The 15,741-nt window shown below is 69.3% G+C and carries 19 protein-coding genes; 14 read left to right on the top strand and 5 right to left on the bottom strand.

Annotated features, from left to right (window positions below):
- Window positions 1–231: 231 nt before the first annotated feature.
- The 5 genes from metG to NL112_RS00805 all read left to right on the top strand — a co-directional run bounded on the left by metG (window position 232) and on the right by NL112_RS00805 (window position 5,167).
- Window positions 232–2,331, top strand: coding sequence for a methionine--tRNA ligase (gene metG / locus NL112_RS00825; protein ID WP_255150725.1), 2,100 nt, complete (start codon window positions 232–234; stop codon window positions 2,329–2,331).
- A 44-nt stretch (window positions 2,332–2,375) separates the two neighbouring features.
- Window positions 2,376–2,645, top strand: a complete 270-nt coding sequence (locus NL112_RS00820; protein WP_255150724.1) for a DUF7312 domain-containing protein — start codon at window positions 2,376–2,378, stop codon at window positions 2,643–2,645.
- A gap of 62 nt (window positions 2,646–2,707) precedes the next feature.
- Complete coding sequence (locus NL112_RS00815) at window positions 2,708–3,259, top strand: NfeD family protein (protein WP_255150723.1); 552 nt, start codon at window positions 2,708–2,710, stop codon at window positions 3,257–3,259.
- A gap of 57 nt (window positions 3,260–3,316) precedes the next feature.
- Window positions 3,317–4,519 (top strand): SPFH domain-containing protein, encoded by a 1,203-nt coding sequence (locus tag NL112_RS00810; protein ID WP_255150722.1) that lies wholly within the window; start codon window positions 3,317–3,319, stop codon window positions 4,517–4,519.
- Between the two features lie 45 nt (window positions 4,520–4,564).
- The gene (locus NL112_RS00805; RefSeq protein ID WP_255150721.1) at window positions 4,565–5,167 is read left to right on the top strand and encodes a winged helix-turn-helix transcriptional regulator; all 603 of its coding nucleotides are present in this window, start codon (window positions 4,565–4,567) and stop codon (window positions 5,165–5,167) included.
- Here NL112_RS00805 and NL112_RS00800 read toward each other — a convergent pair.
- The 4 genes from NL112_RS00800 to NL112_RS00785 all read right to left on the bottom strand — a co-directional run bounded on the left by NL112_RS00800 (window position 5,164) and on the right by NL112_RS00785 (window position 7,214).
- On the bottom strand, window positions 5,164–5,406 hold the full coding sequence (locus NL112_RS00800) for a DUF7123 family protein (RefSeq protein WP_255150720.1): 243 nt from the start codon (window positions 5,404–5,406) through the stop codon (window positions 5,164–5,166). The genes NL112_RS00805 and NL112_RS00800 overlap by 4 nt on opposite strands.
- A 278-nt stretch (window positions 5,407–5,684) precedes the next feature.
- The gene (locus NL112_RS00795) at window positions 5,685–6,074 is read right to left on the bottom strand and encodes a TRAM domain-containing protein (RefSeq protein ID WP_255150719.1); all 390 of its coding nucleotides are present in this window, start codon (window positions 6,072–6,074) and stop codon (window positions 5,685–5,687) included.
- A 36-nt stretch (window positions 6,075–6,110) separates the two neighbouring features.
- Window positions 6,111–6,776, bottom strand: a complete 666-nt coding sequence (locus NL112_RS00790; protein WP_255150718.1) for a YkgJ family cysteine cluster protein — start codon at window positions 6,774–6,776, stop codon at window positions 6,111–6,113.
- Between the two features lie 36 nt (window positions 6,777–6,812).
- On the bottom strand, window positions 6,813–7,214 hold the full coding sequence (locus NL112_RS00785) for a PPOX class F420-dependent oxidoreductase (protein ID WP_255150717.1): 402 nt from the start codon (window positions 7,212–7,214) through the stop codon (window positions 6,813–6,815).
- Window positions 7,215–7,385: 171 nt separating this feature from the next.
- Between NL112_RS00785 and NL112_RS00780 the strand changes: the two genes are divergently transcribed.
- The 4 genes from NL112_RS00780 to NL112_RS00765 all read left to right on the top strand — a co-directional run bounded on the left by NL112_RS00780 (window position 7,386) and on the right by NL112_RS00765 (window position 10,206).
- Entirely contained in the window at window positions 7,386–7,658 is a 273-nt protein-coding gene (locus NL112_RS00780; protein ID WP_255150716.1) for a MarR family transcriptional regulator, read from the top strand.
- 26 nt (window positions 7,659–7,684) lie between these two features.
- Entirely contained in the window at window positions 7,685–8,458 is a 774-nt protein-coding gene (locus NL112_RS00775) for an MBL fold metallo-hydrolase (RefSeq protein ID WP_255150715.1), read from the top strand.
- Between the two features lie 63 nt (window positions 8,459–8,521).
- A complete protein-coding gene (locus NL112_RS00770; RefSeq protein WP_255150714.1) occupies window positions 8,522–9,229 on the top strand; it encodes a class I SAM-dependent methyltransferase in 708 nt (235 codons plus the stop codon).
- Window positions 9,230–9,282: 53 nt separating this feature from the next.
- Window positions 9,283–10,206 (top strand): glycosyltransferase family 2 protein, encoded by a 924-nt coding sequence (locus tag NL112_RS00765; RefSeq protein WP_255150713.1) that lies wholly within the window; start codon window positions 9,283–9,285, stop codon window positions 10,204–10,206.
- Here NL112_RS00765 and NL112_RS00760 read toward each other — a convergent pair.
- A complete protein-coding gene (locus NL112_RS00760; protein WP_255150712.1) occupies window positions 10,203–10,991 on the bottom strand; it encodes an amidohydrolase family protein in 789 nt (262 codons plus the stop codon). The genes NL112_RS00765 and NL112_RS00760 overlap by 4 nt on opposite strands.
- A 185-nt stretch (window positions 10,992–11,176) precedes the next feature.
- Here NL112_RS00760 and thsA point away from each other — a divergent pair, with 185 nt between their 5' ends.
- The 5 genes from thsA to NL112_RS00735 all read left to right on the top strand — a co-directional run bounded on the left by thsA (window position 11,177) and on the right by NL112_RS00735 (window position 15,741).
- Complete coding sequence (thsA, locus tag NL112_RS00755) at window positions 11,177–12,736, top strand: thermosome subunit alpha (protein WP_255150711.1); 1,560 nt, start codon at window positions 11,177–11,179, stop codon at window positions 12,734–12,736.
- Window positions 12,737–12,842: 106 nt separating this feature from the next.
- Entirely contained in the window at window positions 12,843–13,085 is a 243-nt protein-coding gene (locus tag NL112_RS00750) for a hypothetical protein (RefSeq protein WP_255150710.1), read from the top strand.
- Between the two features lie 37 nt (window positions 13,086–13,122).
- Window positions 13,123–13,902, top strand: coding sequence for a 5'/3'-nucleotidase SurE (surE, locus tag NL112_RS00745; protein WP_255150709.1), 780 nt, complete (start codon window positions 13,123–13,125; stop codon window positions 13,900–13,902).
- 61 nt (window positions 13,903–13,963) lie between these two features.
- Window positions 13,964–15,331 carry an APC family permease gene (locus tag NL112_RS00740; RefSeq protein ID WP_255150708.1) on the top strand — a complete coding sequence of 456 codons (1,368 nt, stop codon included), beginning with the start codon at window positions 13,964–13,966 and terminating at the stop codon, window positions 15,329–15,331.
- Window positions 15,331–15,741, top strand: coding sequence for a hypothetical protein (locus NL112_RS00735; RefSeq protein WP_255150707.1), 411 nt, complete (start codon window positions 15,331–15,333; stop codon window positions 15,739–15,741). Before NL112_RS00740 ends, NL112_RS00735 begins: the two co-directional genes overlap by 1 nt.

Here is a 15,741-nt window from a genome sequence, read left to right as displayed (position 1 = left end):
TTTTCACCCTCCGCCGTTTTCCTGTCGGTGTGACTCGCGTAGCGCGGCCCACGCGTTCGATGCGCCCGTAGCCGTCGCCGCGCCGGTGGACCGTCCGGGGTCGCCCTCATACGGCCCTGCCCGGGCGCGAAACCACGCTTTCTGTCGCACCGCACGCCGAGTAGCCACACCGACACCGATGCACACCGACGAACCAGCGGGGTTTAGTCCCCGCCACGAGGAGGCACAGCCATGAGTCATCCGGATTTCCCGACCGACGACCCCGCGGTGGTCACCTGCGGGTTACCGTACGCCAACGGCGACCTGCACGTCGGCCACCTCCGCACGTACGTCAGCGGGGACGCGTTCTCGCGGGCGCTGGAGACGGTCGGCCAGCAGACGGCGTTCGTCTGCGGGTCGGACATGCACGGCACCCCTATCGCGGTCAACGCCGACAAGGAGGGGGTCTCTCCCGAGGAGTTCGCGCTCTCGTATCACGAACAGTACGAGGCGACGTTCCCGGAGTTCAACGTCGAGTTCGACAACTACGGCCACACCCACGACGACACGAACACCGAACTGACCCAGGACATCGTCCGCGCACTCGACGAGGGGGGTCACGTCTACGAGAAGGAGATAAAGGTCGCGTGGGACCCCGAGGCCGACCAGCCCCTCCCCGACAGGTACGTCGAGGGGACCTGCCCGTACTGCGGTGAGACGGCCCGCGGCGACGAGTGCGACGAGGGCTGTGGCCGCCATCTCGAACCCGGCGAGGTCGAGGACCCCGTCAGCGCAATCACCGGCAACCCCGCGGAGTACCGCGACCGCACGCACAAGTTCTTCCGGGTCTCGGACTTCCAGGAGTACCTCCAGGGGTTCATCGACCGCCTCGAAGGGACGGCCAACGCGAAGAACCAGCCCCGCGAGTGGATCGAGGGCGAACTCCAGGACTGGTGTATCACTCGCGACATGGACTGGGGCATCGACTATCCGGGCGAGGGGGCCGACGACCTCGTGTTGTACGTCTGGGTCGACGCGCCCATCGAGTACGCCTCCTCGACGAAGCAGTACTCCGAGCGCGTCGGCACCGAGGAGTACGACTGGGAGGCCGTCTGGAAGAACCACGGCACCGACGAACGCCCGGACGGCGGCGAGATCGTCCACATCATCGGCCAGGACATCATCCAGCACCACACCGTGTTCTGGCCCGCCATGCTCCGGGGTGCGGACTTCAACGAGCCGCGCGCGGTGATGGCCTGCGGGTTCGTCAACCTCGCCGGCGAGGCGTTCTCCACGTCGCGCAACCGCGCGGTGTGGGCCGACGACTACCTGGATGCGGGCTTCCACCCGGACCTGTTCCGCTACCAGATAATCACCGGCTCGGAGTTCACCGCGGACGTGAACTTCTCGTGGGACGCGCTCCAGGAGCGGGTGAACAACGACCTCGTCGGCACGCTGGGCAACTTCTGTTACCGCTCGCTGCTGTTCGCGGAGCGGAACTACGACGGGACGCCCGACGTCACGGTGAGCGAGGAGGTCGAATCCCACGTCGAGAGCGCCATCGCGGACGTCCGCGAGGCTGTCAACGACTACTCCGTGCGCGGGCTGGGGCAGGCGCCGGTCGAGCTGGCGAAGTTCGGCAACGAGTACATCCAGCGCCACGAGCCGTGGAACCTCGTCGACGACGACCCCGACCGGGCGGCGCAGGTCATCCGCGACTGCGTGCAGATAACGAAGGCGTGCGCGGTGCTGATGGAGCCGGTCCTCCCCGGGAAGGCCGAACAGCTGTGGGCGCAACTCGGCGAGTCGGGGTCGGTCCACGACGCCGGCATCGAGGCCGCGCTGGAGGCGCCGCCCGCGACGTTCGACGACCCCGACGAACTGTTCGACCGCATCGAGGACGACCAGGTGGCGGAGCTCAACGAGCAACTGGAGGCCCGCGTCGCCGAGGCGACGGCCGGGGACGGAACCGAAAGCGAGGAGGCCGACGGCGACGACGAGTCGGCCGTGACCGACCTCGAACCCGTCGCGGACGACCGCGTGAGCTTCGACGACTTCCAGGCGCTCGACATCCGGGTCGCCGAGATACTGTCGGCCGAGCCGATCGAGGGGGCCGACGACCTCGCGAAACTGGAGGTCGACATCGGCGTCGAGACGCGCCAGATCGTCGCCGGCATCAAGCAACTCCACGACCTCGATTCGCTGCCCGGCACCCGCATCGTCGTGGTGGCGAACCTCGAGAAGGCGGAACTGTTCGGCGTCGAGTCGAACGGGATGTTGCTCGCCGCTGGCGACCAGGCCGACCTGCTGACCACGCTGGCGGACGCCGAGCCCGGGACGAAGGTGCAGTAGTCCGAACGGCGAGGATTTATCGGCGCCGACGGCGTACGACGGGTGTGACCGACGCAGCCGACGACCCGGCCCGGAAGGGCGCGGACGGAAGCGACGCCCGGGACGGGACCGACCGCGGCGCCGACCGGCCCAGGACGGACGCTGACGGCGACGACCGCTCGGGGAGCGCGCTCCACGTCGCCACGGAGGGGGAGTCGTGGACCGGCCCCGACGAGCGGACGCTGGAACCCGGGTCGCCCTCGCTGGAGGGCTCGCTGTTCGTTCTGCTGGGCGCCGCCGTCACGCTCGTGGTGCTCGCGCAGTTCCTGCTGTGACGGGCGACACCTGCCGTGACGCGCGGGCGAACCCTTAGGGGAGCCCGGCACCTAGGGGGAGTATGGTCGAGGTGCTGGGCGTCCCGCTCTCGCTGCTGCTGCTGTTAGTCGGCGCTGGCCTCGTCGTGATGGAGGCGCTGGCGCCCGGCGCACACTTCATCGTCGTCGGGGTCGCCCTGCTGGCCGCGGGCGCGGTGGGGCTGGCACTCGGCGGCCTGCTCGGGCCGCTGACGCCGCTGGTGCTCGCGGCCGTCGTCATCCTCGCGGGCGCGGCGACGTTCAAGTTCTACCAGGACCTCGGGATACGGAACCGCACCGCCGACGCGCAGACGAGCGACTCCGACTCCCTGCGGGGACAGATCGGCCGGGTCACCGAGCGGGTCACCCACGACGGTGGCGAGGTGAAACTCGAGGACGGCGGCTTCAACCCCTACTACCGCGCCCGGAGCATGGACGGCGACATCGCGGAGGGAGAGGAGGTCATCGTGCTGGACCCCGGCGGGGGGAACGTCCTCACCGTCGCGTCGCTGTCGGAGCTCGACGACATCGAGCGGGAACTCGAACGCGGGCGGGCGTCCCGCGACCGCGAGGAGAGCGACACCGAACCCGCCTGACGGCGGTCGACTCCCTGGCGGGGGAACCCTTATTGACACGTCATCCCAAGACGAGCTATGTTGTTCCCGTTACAGCTCGGGTCAGTGGTCCTCCCGGTGCTGGCGCTGGTCGCGCTACTCATTGCCATCGTGGCGGTGTACAAGTCCGTCGAAATCGTCAACGCCTACGAGAAGCGGGCGCTGACGGTGTTCGGCGAGTACCAGCGCCTGCTCGAACCCGGCATCAACTTCGTGTTGCCGTTCGTCTCGCGGACGTACACGTTCGACATGCGCACCCAGACGCTGGACGTGCCCCGCCAGGAGGCCATCACCCGCGACAACTCGCCCGTGACGGCCGACGCCGTCGTCTACATCAAGGTGATGGACGCCAAGAAGGCGTTCCTCGAGGTCGACGACTACAAGCGCGCGGTCTCGAACCTCGCACAGACCACCCTGCGTGCGGTGCTGGGCGACATGGAACTCGACGACACGCTCAACAAGCGACAGGAGATAAACGCCCGCATCCGGAAGGAACTCGACGAGCCGACCGACGAGTGGGGCGTCCGCGTCGAATCGGTCGAGGTGCGGGAGGTCAACCCCAGCCAGGACGTCCAGCAGGCGATGGAGCAGCAGACGTCGGCCGAGCGCCGTCGCCGCGCGATGATTCTGGAAGCGCAGGGTGAACGCCGCTCCGCGGTCGAGACCGCACAGGGTGACAAGCAGTCGAACATCATCCGCGCACAGGGTGAAAAACAGAGCCAGATTCTGGAAGCGCAGGGTGACGCCATCTCGACCGTCCTGCGCGCGAAGTCCGCCGAGTCGATGGGCGAGCGCGCGGTCATCGACAAGGGGATGGAGACGCTCGCGGACATCGGCACCAGCGACTCGACGACGTTCGTGCTCCCGCAGGAACTCACGTCGCTGGTCGGCCGCTACGGCAAGCACATGACCGGCTCCGACGTGAAGGAGAGCCAGGACGTGCTCGACTCGATGGACTTCGACGAGGAGACCCGCGAGATGCTCGGCCTCGACGACATCGAGGAGATACTCGGGCAGATAGACGAGGAGGCCGAGATGGACGTCGAGCAGATGGAGGCCGAAGCGCAGGCCATCAAGGAGGGCGAGGACCAGACGGACATCAGGAGCGCCGACGAGGTCATCTCCGAGATGGAGGCCGACATGGACGAGGAGGTCGAAGAGCAGATGCGGTCGGCGATGAGCGACGAGGAGACGGCCGGCGACGCGGCCGGCGACGGCGAACGGGAACCCGAGACCGAGTAGCGGAGACGCGAACGCTTTTGTCTCCGCATCTCCCACGGACAGCCGATGAGCGACGAGGTCGACGAGAGCAAGCGGGCCACGCTCAAGCGGTTCGCCGCCGTCGGCGCGGCGACGCCGCTGGCGCGGCTCTCGGGCGATTCGGGCGACAGCGACGCCCGCGACGCCATCCTCGGCTACCTCTCGACGACGCCCGGTGCACATTTCTCAAAACTGCGCGACGACCTCAAACTCGGGACCGGCGAGACACAGCACCACCTCCGCAAACTGGAGCGGGCCGACGCCGTCACCTCCTACAAGGACGGCGACTACCGCCGCTTCTTCCCCGCGGGGCGGTTCTCGGCGTTCGAACAGCGCGCGCTCGGCTACCTGCGGCGCGACACCGCCCGCGGGATGGTGGTGGCGCTGTTGCGCGACCCCGAGGCGACGGGCGGTGACCTCGCCGAGCAGTTGGGGGTCTCCCGACCCACCATCAGCAAGTACGCCGCGGAACTGGAGTCGGCGGGTCTGCTGTCACGCGAGGACGGCTACAGCGTCGAACGGCCGGAGAAACTGCTGATGCTCGTCGTCCGGTACGCCGACTCATTCGGCGAGGACGCCACAGAGTTCGCTGCGGAGGCCGACGGCCTCGTCGCGTACGACCGGGATTAGAGGGTGACTTTCCAGGTCGTGCCCGACGAGTAGCCCCACTTCTCGACGTCGACGTCGAACTCCCCGTCGCAGATGGCGGTCATGTTCGTGCCGACCTCCTTGGCCGACATGTTCAGTTCGTCGCCGATGAGTCGCGATTTGAAGTACGTCTTCGTCGCGCCCTCCTCACGGAGGTACTCGAGGATGCGCTGCTGTTTGTCGCTCAGGGTCGTGGTCGTCGCGGCGGTGGTCGCGCTCATGTCTCACCCGTGGGGACGGTCCCCAAAAGCCGGTTTGGTACGCGTGGTTAACCCCTCGCTATCGTGCGGTTTATTGGAGTGTCGGGCGGGACGACGCCCCGGTGGAGGCCGCCGTTGGTACGGCGGGGTAACAGCCGGTCCGGGGGACGGCCGCCCACCGAGACACCATCGACACGCTCGACTCCGTGGAGGGAATCCACCGACCCTCGACGCAGGACGGCGATGCGGCGGCTGGTCTGGCGTGTGGGGCCGGCAGAACCGCTCGGGAGTAATCGCCGCTACTCGATGATTTCGCCGACCGCGAAGTTGGACTTGACCTCGGTGATCTCGATTTTCACGCGCTCGCCCACCTCGGCGCCGGGGACGATGATGACGTAGCCGCGCTCGACGCGGGCGATGCCGTCGCCCTGCTTCCCGAGGTCCTCGATTTCGACGTAGCGGATTTCGCCCCGCTCGACCGGCGGCTGGGGCTCCTCGGGCGCGGGCTCGTCGCCGGTCTCCTCGACCGGTTCCCCGCCCTCGCCGGCGATGAGTGCGACGCGGTAGGTGTCGCCCGGGTCGACCGCGCCGGTGTCTATCTCGCGGCGCGGCACCTCCACGACGTAGCGGTCGCCGTCGGCCTCGACGTCGGCGCTGAACAGACACAGGAGCTTATCGGAGATCTCCATAGACACGAACCGTGTCACTCCCCTCCGATAAAGGTCTTACCGGTAGCGGCGCCCGTCCGGCCGTTTCGCGCCCTCCGAGTCGTGGACGACCACCTCTCCCGGGTCCGGGTCGACGGGGTCGTAGCCGTCGCGGACGGCGATGGCCTCCTCCAGTTCGCGGACCGCCCGCTCCTTGAGCGCGGCCGCGAGTTCCTCGGCGTCGGCCCGCGAGATGTCCCGACCCAGCCCCTCGCACTCGTGGGCCCGGACCATCCCCTCGCGGTCGACGGCCTCGCCCATCGGCTGAGCGGTGCCGCCCAGCGCCACCGAGAACGGGTAGGTGCGACAGATGAGCGGCCGGTCGTCGTGGACGGTGCAGGCGCCGGTGCCGTCCGACTCCTCGTAGAAGGTGCAGTCGCCGCAGGCGTCCGTCTGGAGGGCCCACTCGAACGTCTCGCCCTCCGGGCCTGCGTCGCCGTCGTGCAACCCGTACGGCATCGGCCGGGCCACGTCGCGCCAGTCGTACTCCGTCGCGGCCTGCAACTCGCGGACCTCGTCGGGGAACACCGTCGCGGTGTGGTCCTCGCGGTCGTCGCCGTCGCCGTGGCCCTTACAGCAGGCGCCACACCGGGTGCACTCGAAGCCGATGGACTCGATGGCGTCCGCCAGGTCGGCGACCGAGAGCTCGCGGGCACGAGCCAGTTCGGCTTCGAGACTCTCCATACCGACGGGTCGGGCCGCGGCGGGACAAACCTTGCGTCAGGAGTGGGAGACGGCGTCCGGGCGGATGCGGATGACGACGCGGGCGCCGTCCTCGCTATCGCGGTTCGGATACTCGTCGGCGCCCATGTACCGCTTCGCCAGCGCGTCGATGTGGGCGTCGGCGCCCTCCTCCGTGAGGTCGGTGACCTCCCCGCGCACCGAGAGGAACCGGTAGGGGTCCGAGGGGTCGGTCATGCTCATCCCCACCTTCGGGTTCCGGCGGACGTTCCGCTCCTTCCGGCGTCCGCGCGCCGTGTTCACGAGCACGCGATTCGCCGGTTCGTCGTAGTCGACCCACACCGGTGTCACCTGTGGGGTCCCGTCGGGCATTACGGTCGAAAAATGTCCGAACGTTTTCACGTCGAACAGGTCGTGGAACCGCTCGGGTATCTGAGCCATACAATCGTGATAAACCCCCCGCCCTATAACGGTGTGGCGGCCCGGGTGCCGGTTCCGGCAATTCCTGTCGGCCGGTTTTGTATAAGGGAGCCTTAGACACATAGGGGTGTTCGTATTGTTTTGTCACACATATAGGGAAGGTTTACCAGGGGGTTCGCCTCACGAGGAGACATGAGCGCGACCACGGAAGAACGCTCGAACGAGAACCCGATGACTGACCCCGAGTTCCGCGACCGTCTGCGCGAACTCCCGCCGAGCGCGAAGCTCGTCGCCAAGGTGCTGGAGGGCTCCTCGCCGCTCTCCCAGGGCCAGCTGGCCGACGAGTCGCTCCTGCCGGACCGTACCGTCCGCTACGCGCTGAACCGGCTCGAGGAGGAGGAGCTCGTCGGCTCGCGCTACTCCTTCCACGACGCCCGCAAGCAGGTCTACTACCTCGTCAACTAAATCCGGCTCCGCGCCCACGGGCCGGTATGCACGTCGAGCGCGTTCCCGTTCCCGTCGCCACGCGGGCCCCGCACGGAACGACGAACTGCTACGTTCTGGGCACCGACCGTGCCCTCCTCGTCGACCCGCCCGCCGAGAGCGACGCCCTCGATGCGGCGCTCTCGGACCGCACCGTCGCGGCCGTCGCGGTCACCCATCACCACCCCGACCACGTCGGTGCTGTCGGCCACTACGCCCGCGAACACGACGCGACCGTCTGGTGTCGCCGCGGCCGCGAGGCGGCGTTCCGGGCGGCCGCGAGTGTCGCCCCCGACCGGACGTTCGTCGAGGGGACGACCGTCCGGGCGGACGGCCCCGTACAGGTGCTGGATACCCCCGGCCACGCGCCCGAACACGTCGCCTTCGCGGTACCCGACGGCGTGGTGTGCGGCGACGTGGCCGTCGCGGAGGGGAGCGTCGTCGTCGGTGCGCCGGAGGGCGATATGCGTGCCTACTGCAGTTCGCTCCGCCGCCTGTGGGCGTGCGACCCCGACCGCCTGTACCCGGGCCACGGCCCCGTCATCGAGGATCCGCGGGCGACCTGCGAGCGCCTGCTGGACCACCGGTACGACCGCGAGCGGCGCGTCCGCGCGGCCATCGGGGAGGGCGCACGCACGCTCGACGAGATAACCGACGCCGCATACGAGAAGGACGTGTCGGCGGTGCGGCAGTTGGCCGTCGCCACCGTCCGCGCCCACGTCGAGAAACTGGCGGTCGAGGGACAGGTCCGCTGGGACGGCGAGCGCGCGGCGCCCGCGTGAGGCGGCAGGCGGGCAGTTCCTTTCAGTACCGTTTTATCCCGTCCCCCTCCAGATGCCGGTAGCGTGAAAGGAGCGGAGTGGTACCAGGCCGACGAGGTCGCCGAAGCGTACGAGGACAAGCGGTTCTCCAAAGGCGGTCGCCTCATCGACGAACGGGAGAAGGAGGCCGTCCTCGAGGCGCTGTCGCCGCTGGAGGGGAAGCGCGTCCTCGAAATCGCCTGCGGCACCGGTCGGTTCACGGCGATGCTCGCAGCCGAGGGTGCCGACATCGTCGGCCTCGACATCTCCGGCGCGATGCTCCGGCAGGGGCGCCAGAAGGCACAGGAACTCGGCGTCGACGACCACCTGGAGTTCATGCGCGGCGACGCCGCCCGCCTGCCGTTCCCCGACGACCATTTCGATGCCGTGTTCGCCGTGCGGTTCTTCCATCTGGCGGACACCCCGGCATCGTTCCTCGCGGAGATGGCCCGCGTCTCCAAGTCACAGGTGTTTTTCGACACGTTCAACCGCTACTCGTTGCGCTCCATCTACAACTGGCTGTTGCCGATGGGGTCGCGGCTCTACTCCGAGACGGAGGTGCTGCGACTGCTCCACGGCGCTGACCTCCAGTTGGAGGAGGAGGCCCACGACTTCGTGCTTCCCTACGGGTTCTACCGGCAGATACCCGACGAGGTGGCCGCCGCGTTCCGCGACGCCGACACCGCGGTCGGAAAGACACCGCTGGGCCGGCCGCTCGCCACCGTCTCCTACTGGGACGCGCGGGTCGCGTAGCCAGGTGGCCAGCATCCGAGTGTTTTTACCGGTCCGGAGTGCTACCTCCGGGTATGGACGTCTCGGTCGTCGTTCCGACGCTCAACAGCCGCGAGCGCCTCGCGTCGTGTCTCGACGCGCTCGCGGAGGCGGTCCCGACCGAGACCATCGTCGTCAACGGCCCCTCCGCGGACGGCACCAGCGGCATGTGCCGCGACCGCGACGACGTGGACGTGCTGGTCGAACTCGACGACCGGAACGTGAACGTCGCCCGCAACGCCGGCATCGACCGCGCCCGCGGCGAGGCGGTCGCCTTCCTCTCGCATGAACTCGCCGTGGAGTGTGACTGGCTCGACGCGCTCCGGGCCGGTCTCGCGGACGCGGCGGCCGTCACGGGCCCCATCCACCGCCACTTGGACGTGGGGTGGACCACCGAGGAGCCGGAGATCCGCACTATCGGCGGGCGCAACGTCCACTACTTCAACGGCGGCAACGCGGCGTTCACCATGGAGGCGCTGGAGGCCATCGACGGCTTCGACGAACGTCTCGTCGTCGGCGGCGCCCGCGACGCGGCCCACCGGCTGGCGGCCCTCGATTTCGAGGTGTCGTGGCTTCCGGAGATGAGCGTCGCCCGCGAGGACGACTCCGCGGGACTCCGCCCCTCTATCGTCGCTGACGGCGGCTCCGGCCACGACTGGGGGCTCCGGTACGAGTCGCTCGCCTACCGACTCGTCAAGAACTACGGCGTCCGGCCGACGGTCGCCTACCGGCTGGTTCGCCACGCCGTCACCGACGCCGGCTCGTCGCTCCGGGAGGTGCTGTCGGGCGAGGCGAGGCCCTCCCGGTGGGTCGGCAACGGCCGCGACGTGTTCGTGGGGGGCGTCCGCGGCATCGCCGCTGGCCTGCGGGCGCGGTGGGCCGACCGCTCGCCGCGCCGGAACCCGAACGGCTGGTCGGCCCGCTCGGACCGGGCCGTCGCCGTCCACGACACCCGCTAGTCGAGTGCCGACACAACCCGCGTCGGGTTCCCCTCGAACACCCGTTTCATCTCGTCTTCCGGCACCGAGCAGGTCAGCAGTTCCATCACCGCCACGTTCGGGTGGACCGCCGGTGCGCCCGACCCGAACAGTACCCGGTCGGGATGCTCCTTGATGCCGCGTTCGAGCACGTCGCGGTAGCGGACGCCCGCCGTGTCGAGATACAGGCTGTCGTGTGTCTCGAGCAGGTCGATAGCTCGCCTCATCGCCTCGCGGTCCAGCGGGTGGCCGCCGAACCCAGCGAGGACGACGGGAAACGCGTACTCCAGTAGCGTCTCCGCGACCCGCTCGGGCGGGAACCCCCGCCCCCCGTGGACGACGACTGGCAGGTCCACGTCGGCAAGCGTCGACAGCACCGCCGAGCCGGGCAAGCCGTCGGCTACCGGGTCCAGCACGAACCCGTGGAACCGGTCGTCGTAAGCGAACTGCTCCACCTCCCCGGGGGTGACGTGGTACTCCTTCCGTTTCGCCCGGACCGACCGGAGGCGACTCGTCGGGTGCCGTGGGCCGTCGAGCCGGGCGAACGCGACGAACGGCCGCTCGACGGACTGGCGGGCGACGGCGTTGTTCGCCGCGAGATACCCCCCGTCCTGTGCGCGTGGCGCGACCGCCGCCCGCACGATGCCCGCCTGGTGGAGCTCCCGCTCCAGCCGCTCGGGCGCCACGTCGGGTCCGCGTTCGCCGCCGTCCACGCCGAGGCGGGCGTGGATATCGACGACCCGGAAGCCGTGCCCCAGCTCCAGCATCACTCCCGCACACGACCAGCCGGCGCATAAGCGTTGGCCGCCGCGACGCCGGCCACACCCCCGCTCTGTGGCTCCCGTGCGTGACCGTGACACGCGTTCCCTCTCCGGGTTTGTTCGGCGATGGTTCGTCAAATTTATATAGAACCGCTGACGACCTTTTACTGACTATGGCACAACAGCGACGGATGGGCGGACAGCCCATGTTCATTCTCTCTGAGGACTCGGAGCGCACCCACGGTCAGGACGCGCAGTCGTCGAACATCTCGGCCGGCAAGGCCGTCGCGGAGTCGGTACGCACGACGCTCGGCCCCCGCGGCATGGACAAGATGCTCGTGTCCGACTCGGGCGACGTCGTCATCACGAACGACGGCGCCACCATCCTCGAGCAGATGGACATCGAGCATCCCGCCGCGCAGATGATCGTCGAGGTCGCCTCCACACAGGAGGAGGAGGTCGGCGACGGCACCACCACCGCCTCCGTCCTCGCGGGCCAACTGCTCGGCAAGGCCGAGGACCTGCTGGAGGACGACGTCCACCCGACGACCATCGTCGAGGGCTACCACGAGGCCTCGCGGATGGCTCTGGAGGCCATCGAGGCGGCCGGCCTGACGGGCGACCTCGACGACGACCTGCTCCAGCAGGTCGCCGAGTCGTCGATGACCGGGAAGGGAACCGGGGACATCGACGCCGGCGCTCTCGCCGAGACCGTCGTCGGCGCCATCCGGCAGGTCGAGACCGACGACGGCGTCCAGCGCGACAACGTCACCGTCCGCACCCAGACGGGCGCCGGCGCGTCCGCGACGGAACTCGTCTCGGGCGTCATCAGCGAGGAGGAGCCCGTCCACGGCAACATGCCCCGCTCGGTCACGGACGCCGACGTCGCTGTGCTCGACTGTGACCTCGACCTCCGCGAGGCGAACATCGACGCCGAGTACAACGTCACCGACGTCGACCAGCTGAACGCCGCGCTCGACGCAGAGGAGGGCGAGCTCCGCGAGTACGCCGAGGCGCTGAAGTCGGCCGGCGTCGACGCCGCGTTCGTCACCGGCGACATCGAGGACCGCGTCGCCTCCTTCCTCGCGAAGGACGGCATCCTCGCGTTCGAGAGCGTCGACGACGACGAGGCGAAGCGCATCGCCCGCGCGACCGGCGCACGCACCGCCGGCTCCGTGAAGGACCTTGAGGCCGACGACCTCGGCTTCGCGGAGACGGTCCGCGTCGAGAAGTACGCCGACGACGAACTGACGTTCGTCGAGGGCGGCGCCAACGCCGAGACGGTCACCGTGTTCGCCCGCGGCGGCACCGAGCACGTCGCCGACGAACTCGAGCGCGCGCTCAACGACGCGCTCGACGTCGTCACCGCGTCGCTCGACGAGGGCGGCGTCGTCCCCGGCGCCGGCGCGACCGAAATCGCCATCGCGGACCACATCCGTAGCGAGGCGGCGTCGGTCGACGGCCGCAAACAGCTCGCCGTCGAGGCGTTCGCGGACGCCGTCGACGTCATTCCGCGCACGCTCGCGGAGAACACCGGCATGGACCCCATCGACGCGCTGGTCGACCTCCGCAAGCGCCACGACGAGGAGGGCGTCGCCGGCCTCATCAGCGAGGAGCAGTCGGGCCGCGTCGGCGACCCCATCGAGGCGGGCGTCATCGACCCCGCGGCCGTCAAGCGCGAGGCCGTCGAGAGCGCCACCGAGGCCGCGACGATGATCGCACGCATCGACGACGTCATCTCCGCGAACTAACGGGTCACCCGCTTTTCTTTCGGCGTCACCTCGACCAGCGGCGGCGCCGGCCCTCGACTCCCGACTGCGATGGGGGATTTAAGCCGTCGGCGCGCACGCCGCAGGTATGGACTGGCGCTGGATGCTCGGGGAACTGCGCCACTACGCCTACTCCACGATGCTGTTCGCGGGTCTCGGCTTCCTGACGGCCGCGGGCGCGCTCCCGTACGTCGTGCCGCCGTCGTTGCTCCCCCCGACCGTCGTCATGAAAGCGCTCGTGGTCCTCACAGCGGGAGGGTTCGCCGTCGGCGTCGCCTGCAGTCTCGTCGGCTGGCTACACCTCCAGTACGGTCTCGGCCTCGACGGGTAACGCAACCCACATTTCGGTGCCGCCCGTGGCTCCACCGATGAGCGAGCCGACGGTCCTCGTGACGAACGACGACGGTATCGACGCGCCCGGCATCCGGGCGCTCGCGGCGGCCCTCCGACCCGTCGCGGACGTGCAGGTGGTCGCACCCGCCAGCAACCAGTCGTGGGCCGGCCGGGACATGACGTGGCACGCCGGCCCCACGGGAATCCAGGAGCACGACCTCGGTTACGCCGTCGAGGGGACGCCCGCAGACGCGGTGACGGTCGCGCTCTCGGTGCTGGACGTCGCGGCCGACGCCGTCGTCGCGGGCGTCAACGACGGGATGAACCTCTCGGCGCACATCCTCGAACGCTCCGGGACGGTCGGGGCGGCGTTCGAGGCGGCCCACTTCGGCCTGCCGGCGGTCGCCGTCTCGACGGCCGACCACACCGACCCGGAGCCACCCCACCCCGACCCGGAGGCGTTCACGCTGGCGGCCGGCGCGGGTGCGTTCGTGCTCGACCGCGCGCTCGACAGCGGCGTCTTCGAGCGGGCGGACTTCCTCAACGTCAACGCCCCCGCGTTCGCCGAGGACCCCGAGGTCCACCTCACGCGGCCGGACCCCGTCTACGACCCGGAGCCGGAACGGGTCGAGGACGGCGAGGTGGAACTGCGCGACGGCGGGTGGCAACGGTTCCTCGAGGGCGACCCCGGCCAGCCCGAGACCGACCGCCACGCGGTCACCCACGGCCACGTGAGCGTGACGCCGATGCGGCTCCCCGAGCGGGTCGAAACGTCGCTGGAACTCGGCGGGTTCGACCCCGGCGAGTGGCGGTAGCGGGCCGCTGGCGGCGGTCGACTCCCATTTTTACAGTCGATGCCGCCGCTGTTTCGGGCGTATGGGAGAGAACCTCGGGTTGAAGGAGGGCGTCTCGATGGCGCTCGGCGGGATGATCGGCGGCGGCATCTACGCCGTCCTCGGCGTCGTGACCAAGATAACGGGCGCCGCGACGTGGTTCGCGTTCATCCTGGCCGGCGTCGTCGCCGTCTGTGCCGGCTACTCGTACAACAAACTGAACGAGCTATCCGGCGAACAGGACGGCACCGCCTCCGGCGGGTCGGTGACGTTCGTTCAGCATTTCACCGGCAACTCCACGCTCGCCGGGATGGTCGGCTGGACGCTGCTGTTCGGCTACATCGGCTCGATGGCGATGTACGCGTTCGCGTTCGGCGAGTTCGCCGTCGCGCTGAGCGTCGTCCCCGAGTCGGTCGGAGGGTTCCCGACCCGGCCCGTCATCTCGGTGGCGGCCGTCGCCGCGTTCGTCGGCCTGAACCTGCTCGGTGCCCGGACCACCGGGTCGACCGAGAACGTGCTGGTCGTCGTGAAGGTGGCCGTGCTCGTGGCGTTCGGCGTCGCCGGCGTCGCGTACGCGACGGTCGTCTCCTCCTCGCCCGTCGAACTCGGGTTCTCGCAGTTCTCGTCGTTCAGTCCCATCATGGCCGCGGCGGTGTCGTTCGTCGCGTTCCAGGGCTGGCAACTGCTGTTCTACGATCAGGGGAGCATCGAGGACCCGATGGATACCATCCCGAAGGCCGTCTACATCTCGATTCCGGTGTCGGTCGCCATCTACATCCTCGTCGCGGTGGCGACGTTCAACCTCGCGCCCGAGGCGCTCCAGAGCCACCCCCACACCGCGCTCATCGACGCCGCGGGCGCGGTGCTTGGCGTCGTCGGTCTCTCGGGGCTCGCGGCGCTCATCATCTCGGGGTCGGCGCTGTTCTCGACGGGGTCGGCCATCAACGCGACGCTGTTCTCGACGGGCTACTTCGCCAAGGGGATGATCGGGAACGACATGCTCCCGGACCGGGCCGGCGACTCCTCCGCGGAGGGGGTGCCCGCCCGCACCGTCGTCGGACTCGGCGTCGTCACCGCGGCGTTCTCGGCGTACGGGTCGCTCGGCGCCATCACCTCCTTCGCGTCGCTGTCCTTCATCGTCGTGTTCGGGGCGATGAGCTACCTCGCCGTCCGGCAACGCGACGAGGACGCGGTCAACCCCGTGGTGCCCGCCGTGGGTGCGGTCGGGGCGCTCGGGTTCTTCCCGCTGATGTTCTACCACCTCTACCGGTCGGAGCCCGGGACGTTCTACGCGGTGCTGGTGCTGGCGGTGCTGGTGTTCGCGGTCGAACTGCTGTACTTCGAGCGCGACGTCATCGAGTCGGAAATCGAGAGCGTCCAGGAGGACGTCGACGCGACGCTGTCGGACTGATGGACCTCCGGGCACGGCTGGCGAACAACCTCGCACGCGAGTCGGCGGCCTACGGATTCACGCTCTCGGTGTGGGGGTCGGGGGCGATGCTCATCGCGGAGTTCGGCGTGCCGGAGGCGGTCGAAGTGTTCCTGTTTGTCGCGGGTGCGGTCGGCGGGTTCGCGCTCCTGTCGGCGCTCGCGTTCGACGGCCCGTTCGAGGCCCGCAGCACCGACACCGAGGACCTGCGGGTGGCGTCGATGGTCCACGTCGTCGCCACGCTCGGGACGCTCGGAGTCACCTACGCGCTGACGACGCTGACGAACGACGGCGTCCCGCAGGTCGCGGTGTTCGCCGCCGCGGGGCTATCCATCGTCGTCGGCTACAACCTCGCACTCCTCGTCGAAGAGATAACCGCCCGCAGGGTCTGA

This window comes from Halorarius halobius, assembly GCF_024298865.1.
Classification (GTDB): Archaea; Halobacteriota; Halobacteria; order Halobacteriales; family Haloarculaceae; genus Halorarius; species Halorarius halobius.
Note: the sequence above shows the minus strand (reverse complement) of the source record. Positions and strands in the feature narration are given on the sequence as shown.

Coding starts and splice junctions, on each gene's coding strand:
- metG (WP_255150725.1), top strand. CDS start 232: ATGAGTCATCCGGATTTCCCGACCGACGACCCCGCGGTGGTCACCTGC.
- NL112_RS00815 (WP_255150723.1), top strand. CDS start 2,708: ATGGTCGAGGTGCTGGGCGTCCCGCTCTCGCTGCTGCTGCTGTTAGTC.
- NL112_RS00810 (WP_255150722.1), top strand. CDS start 3,317: ATGTTGTTCCCGTTACAGCTCGGGTCAGTGGTCCTCCCGGTGCTGGCG.
- NL112_RS00805 (WP_255150721.1), top strand. CDS start 4,565: ATGAGCGACGAGGTCGACGAGAGCAAGCGGGCCACGCTCAAGCGGTTC.
- NL112_RS00800 (WP_255150720.1), bottom strand. CDS start 5,406: ATGAGCGCGACCACCGCCGCGACGACCACGACCCTGAGCGACAAACAG.
- NL112_RS00795 (WP_255150719.1), bottom strand. CDS start 6,074: ATGGAGATCTCCGATAAGCTCCTGTGTCTGTTCAGCGCCGACGTCGAG.
- NL112_RS00790 (WP_255150718.1), bottom strand. CDS start 6,776: ATGGAGAGTCTCGAAGCCGAACTGGCTCGTGCCCGCGAGCTCTCGGTC.
- NL112_RS00785 (WP_255150717.1), bottom strand. CDS start 7,214: ATGGCTCAGATACCCGAGCGGTTCCACGACCTGTTCGACGTGAAAACG.
- NL112_RS00780 (WP_255150716.1), top strand. CDS start 7,386: ATGAGCGCGACCACGGAAGAACGCTCGAACGAGAACCCGATGACTGAC.
- NL112_RS00775 (WP_255150715.1), top strand. CDS start 7,685: ATGCACGTCGAGCGCGTTCCCGTTCCCGTCGCCACGCGGGCCCCGCAC.
- NL112_RS00765 (WP_255150713.1), top strand. CDS start 9,283: ATGGACGTCTCGGTCGTCGTTCCGACGCTCAACAGCCGCGAGCGCCTC.
- NL112_RS00760 (WP_255150712.1), bottom strand. CDS start 10,991: ATGCTGGAGCTGGGGCACGGCTTCCGGGTCGTCGATATCCACGCCCGC.
- thsA (WP_255150711.1), top strand. CDS start 11,177: ATGGGCGGACAGCCCATGTTCATTCTCTCTGAGGACTCGGAGCGCACC.
- NL112_RS00750 (WP_255150710.1), top strand. CDS start 12,843: ATGGACTGGCGCTGGATGCTCGGGGAACTGCGCCACTACGCCTACTCC.
- surE (WP_255150709.1), top strand. CDS start 13,123: ATGAGCGAGCCGACGGTCCTCGTGACGAACGACGACGGTATCGACGCG.
- NL112_RS00740 (WP_255150708.1), top strand. CDS start 13,964: ATGGGAGAGAACCTCGGGTTGAAGGAGGGCGTCTCGATGGCGCTCGGC.
- NL112_RS00735 (WP_255150707.1), top strand. CDS start 15,331: ATGGACCTCCGGGCACGGCTGGCGAACAACCTCGCACGCGAGTCGGCG.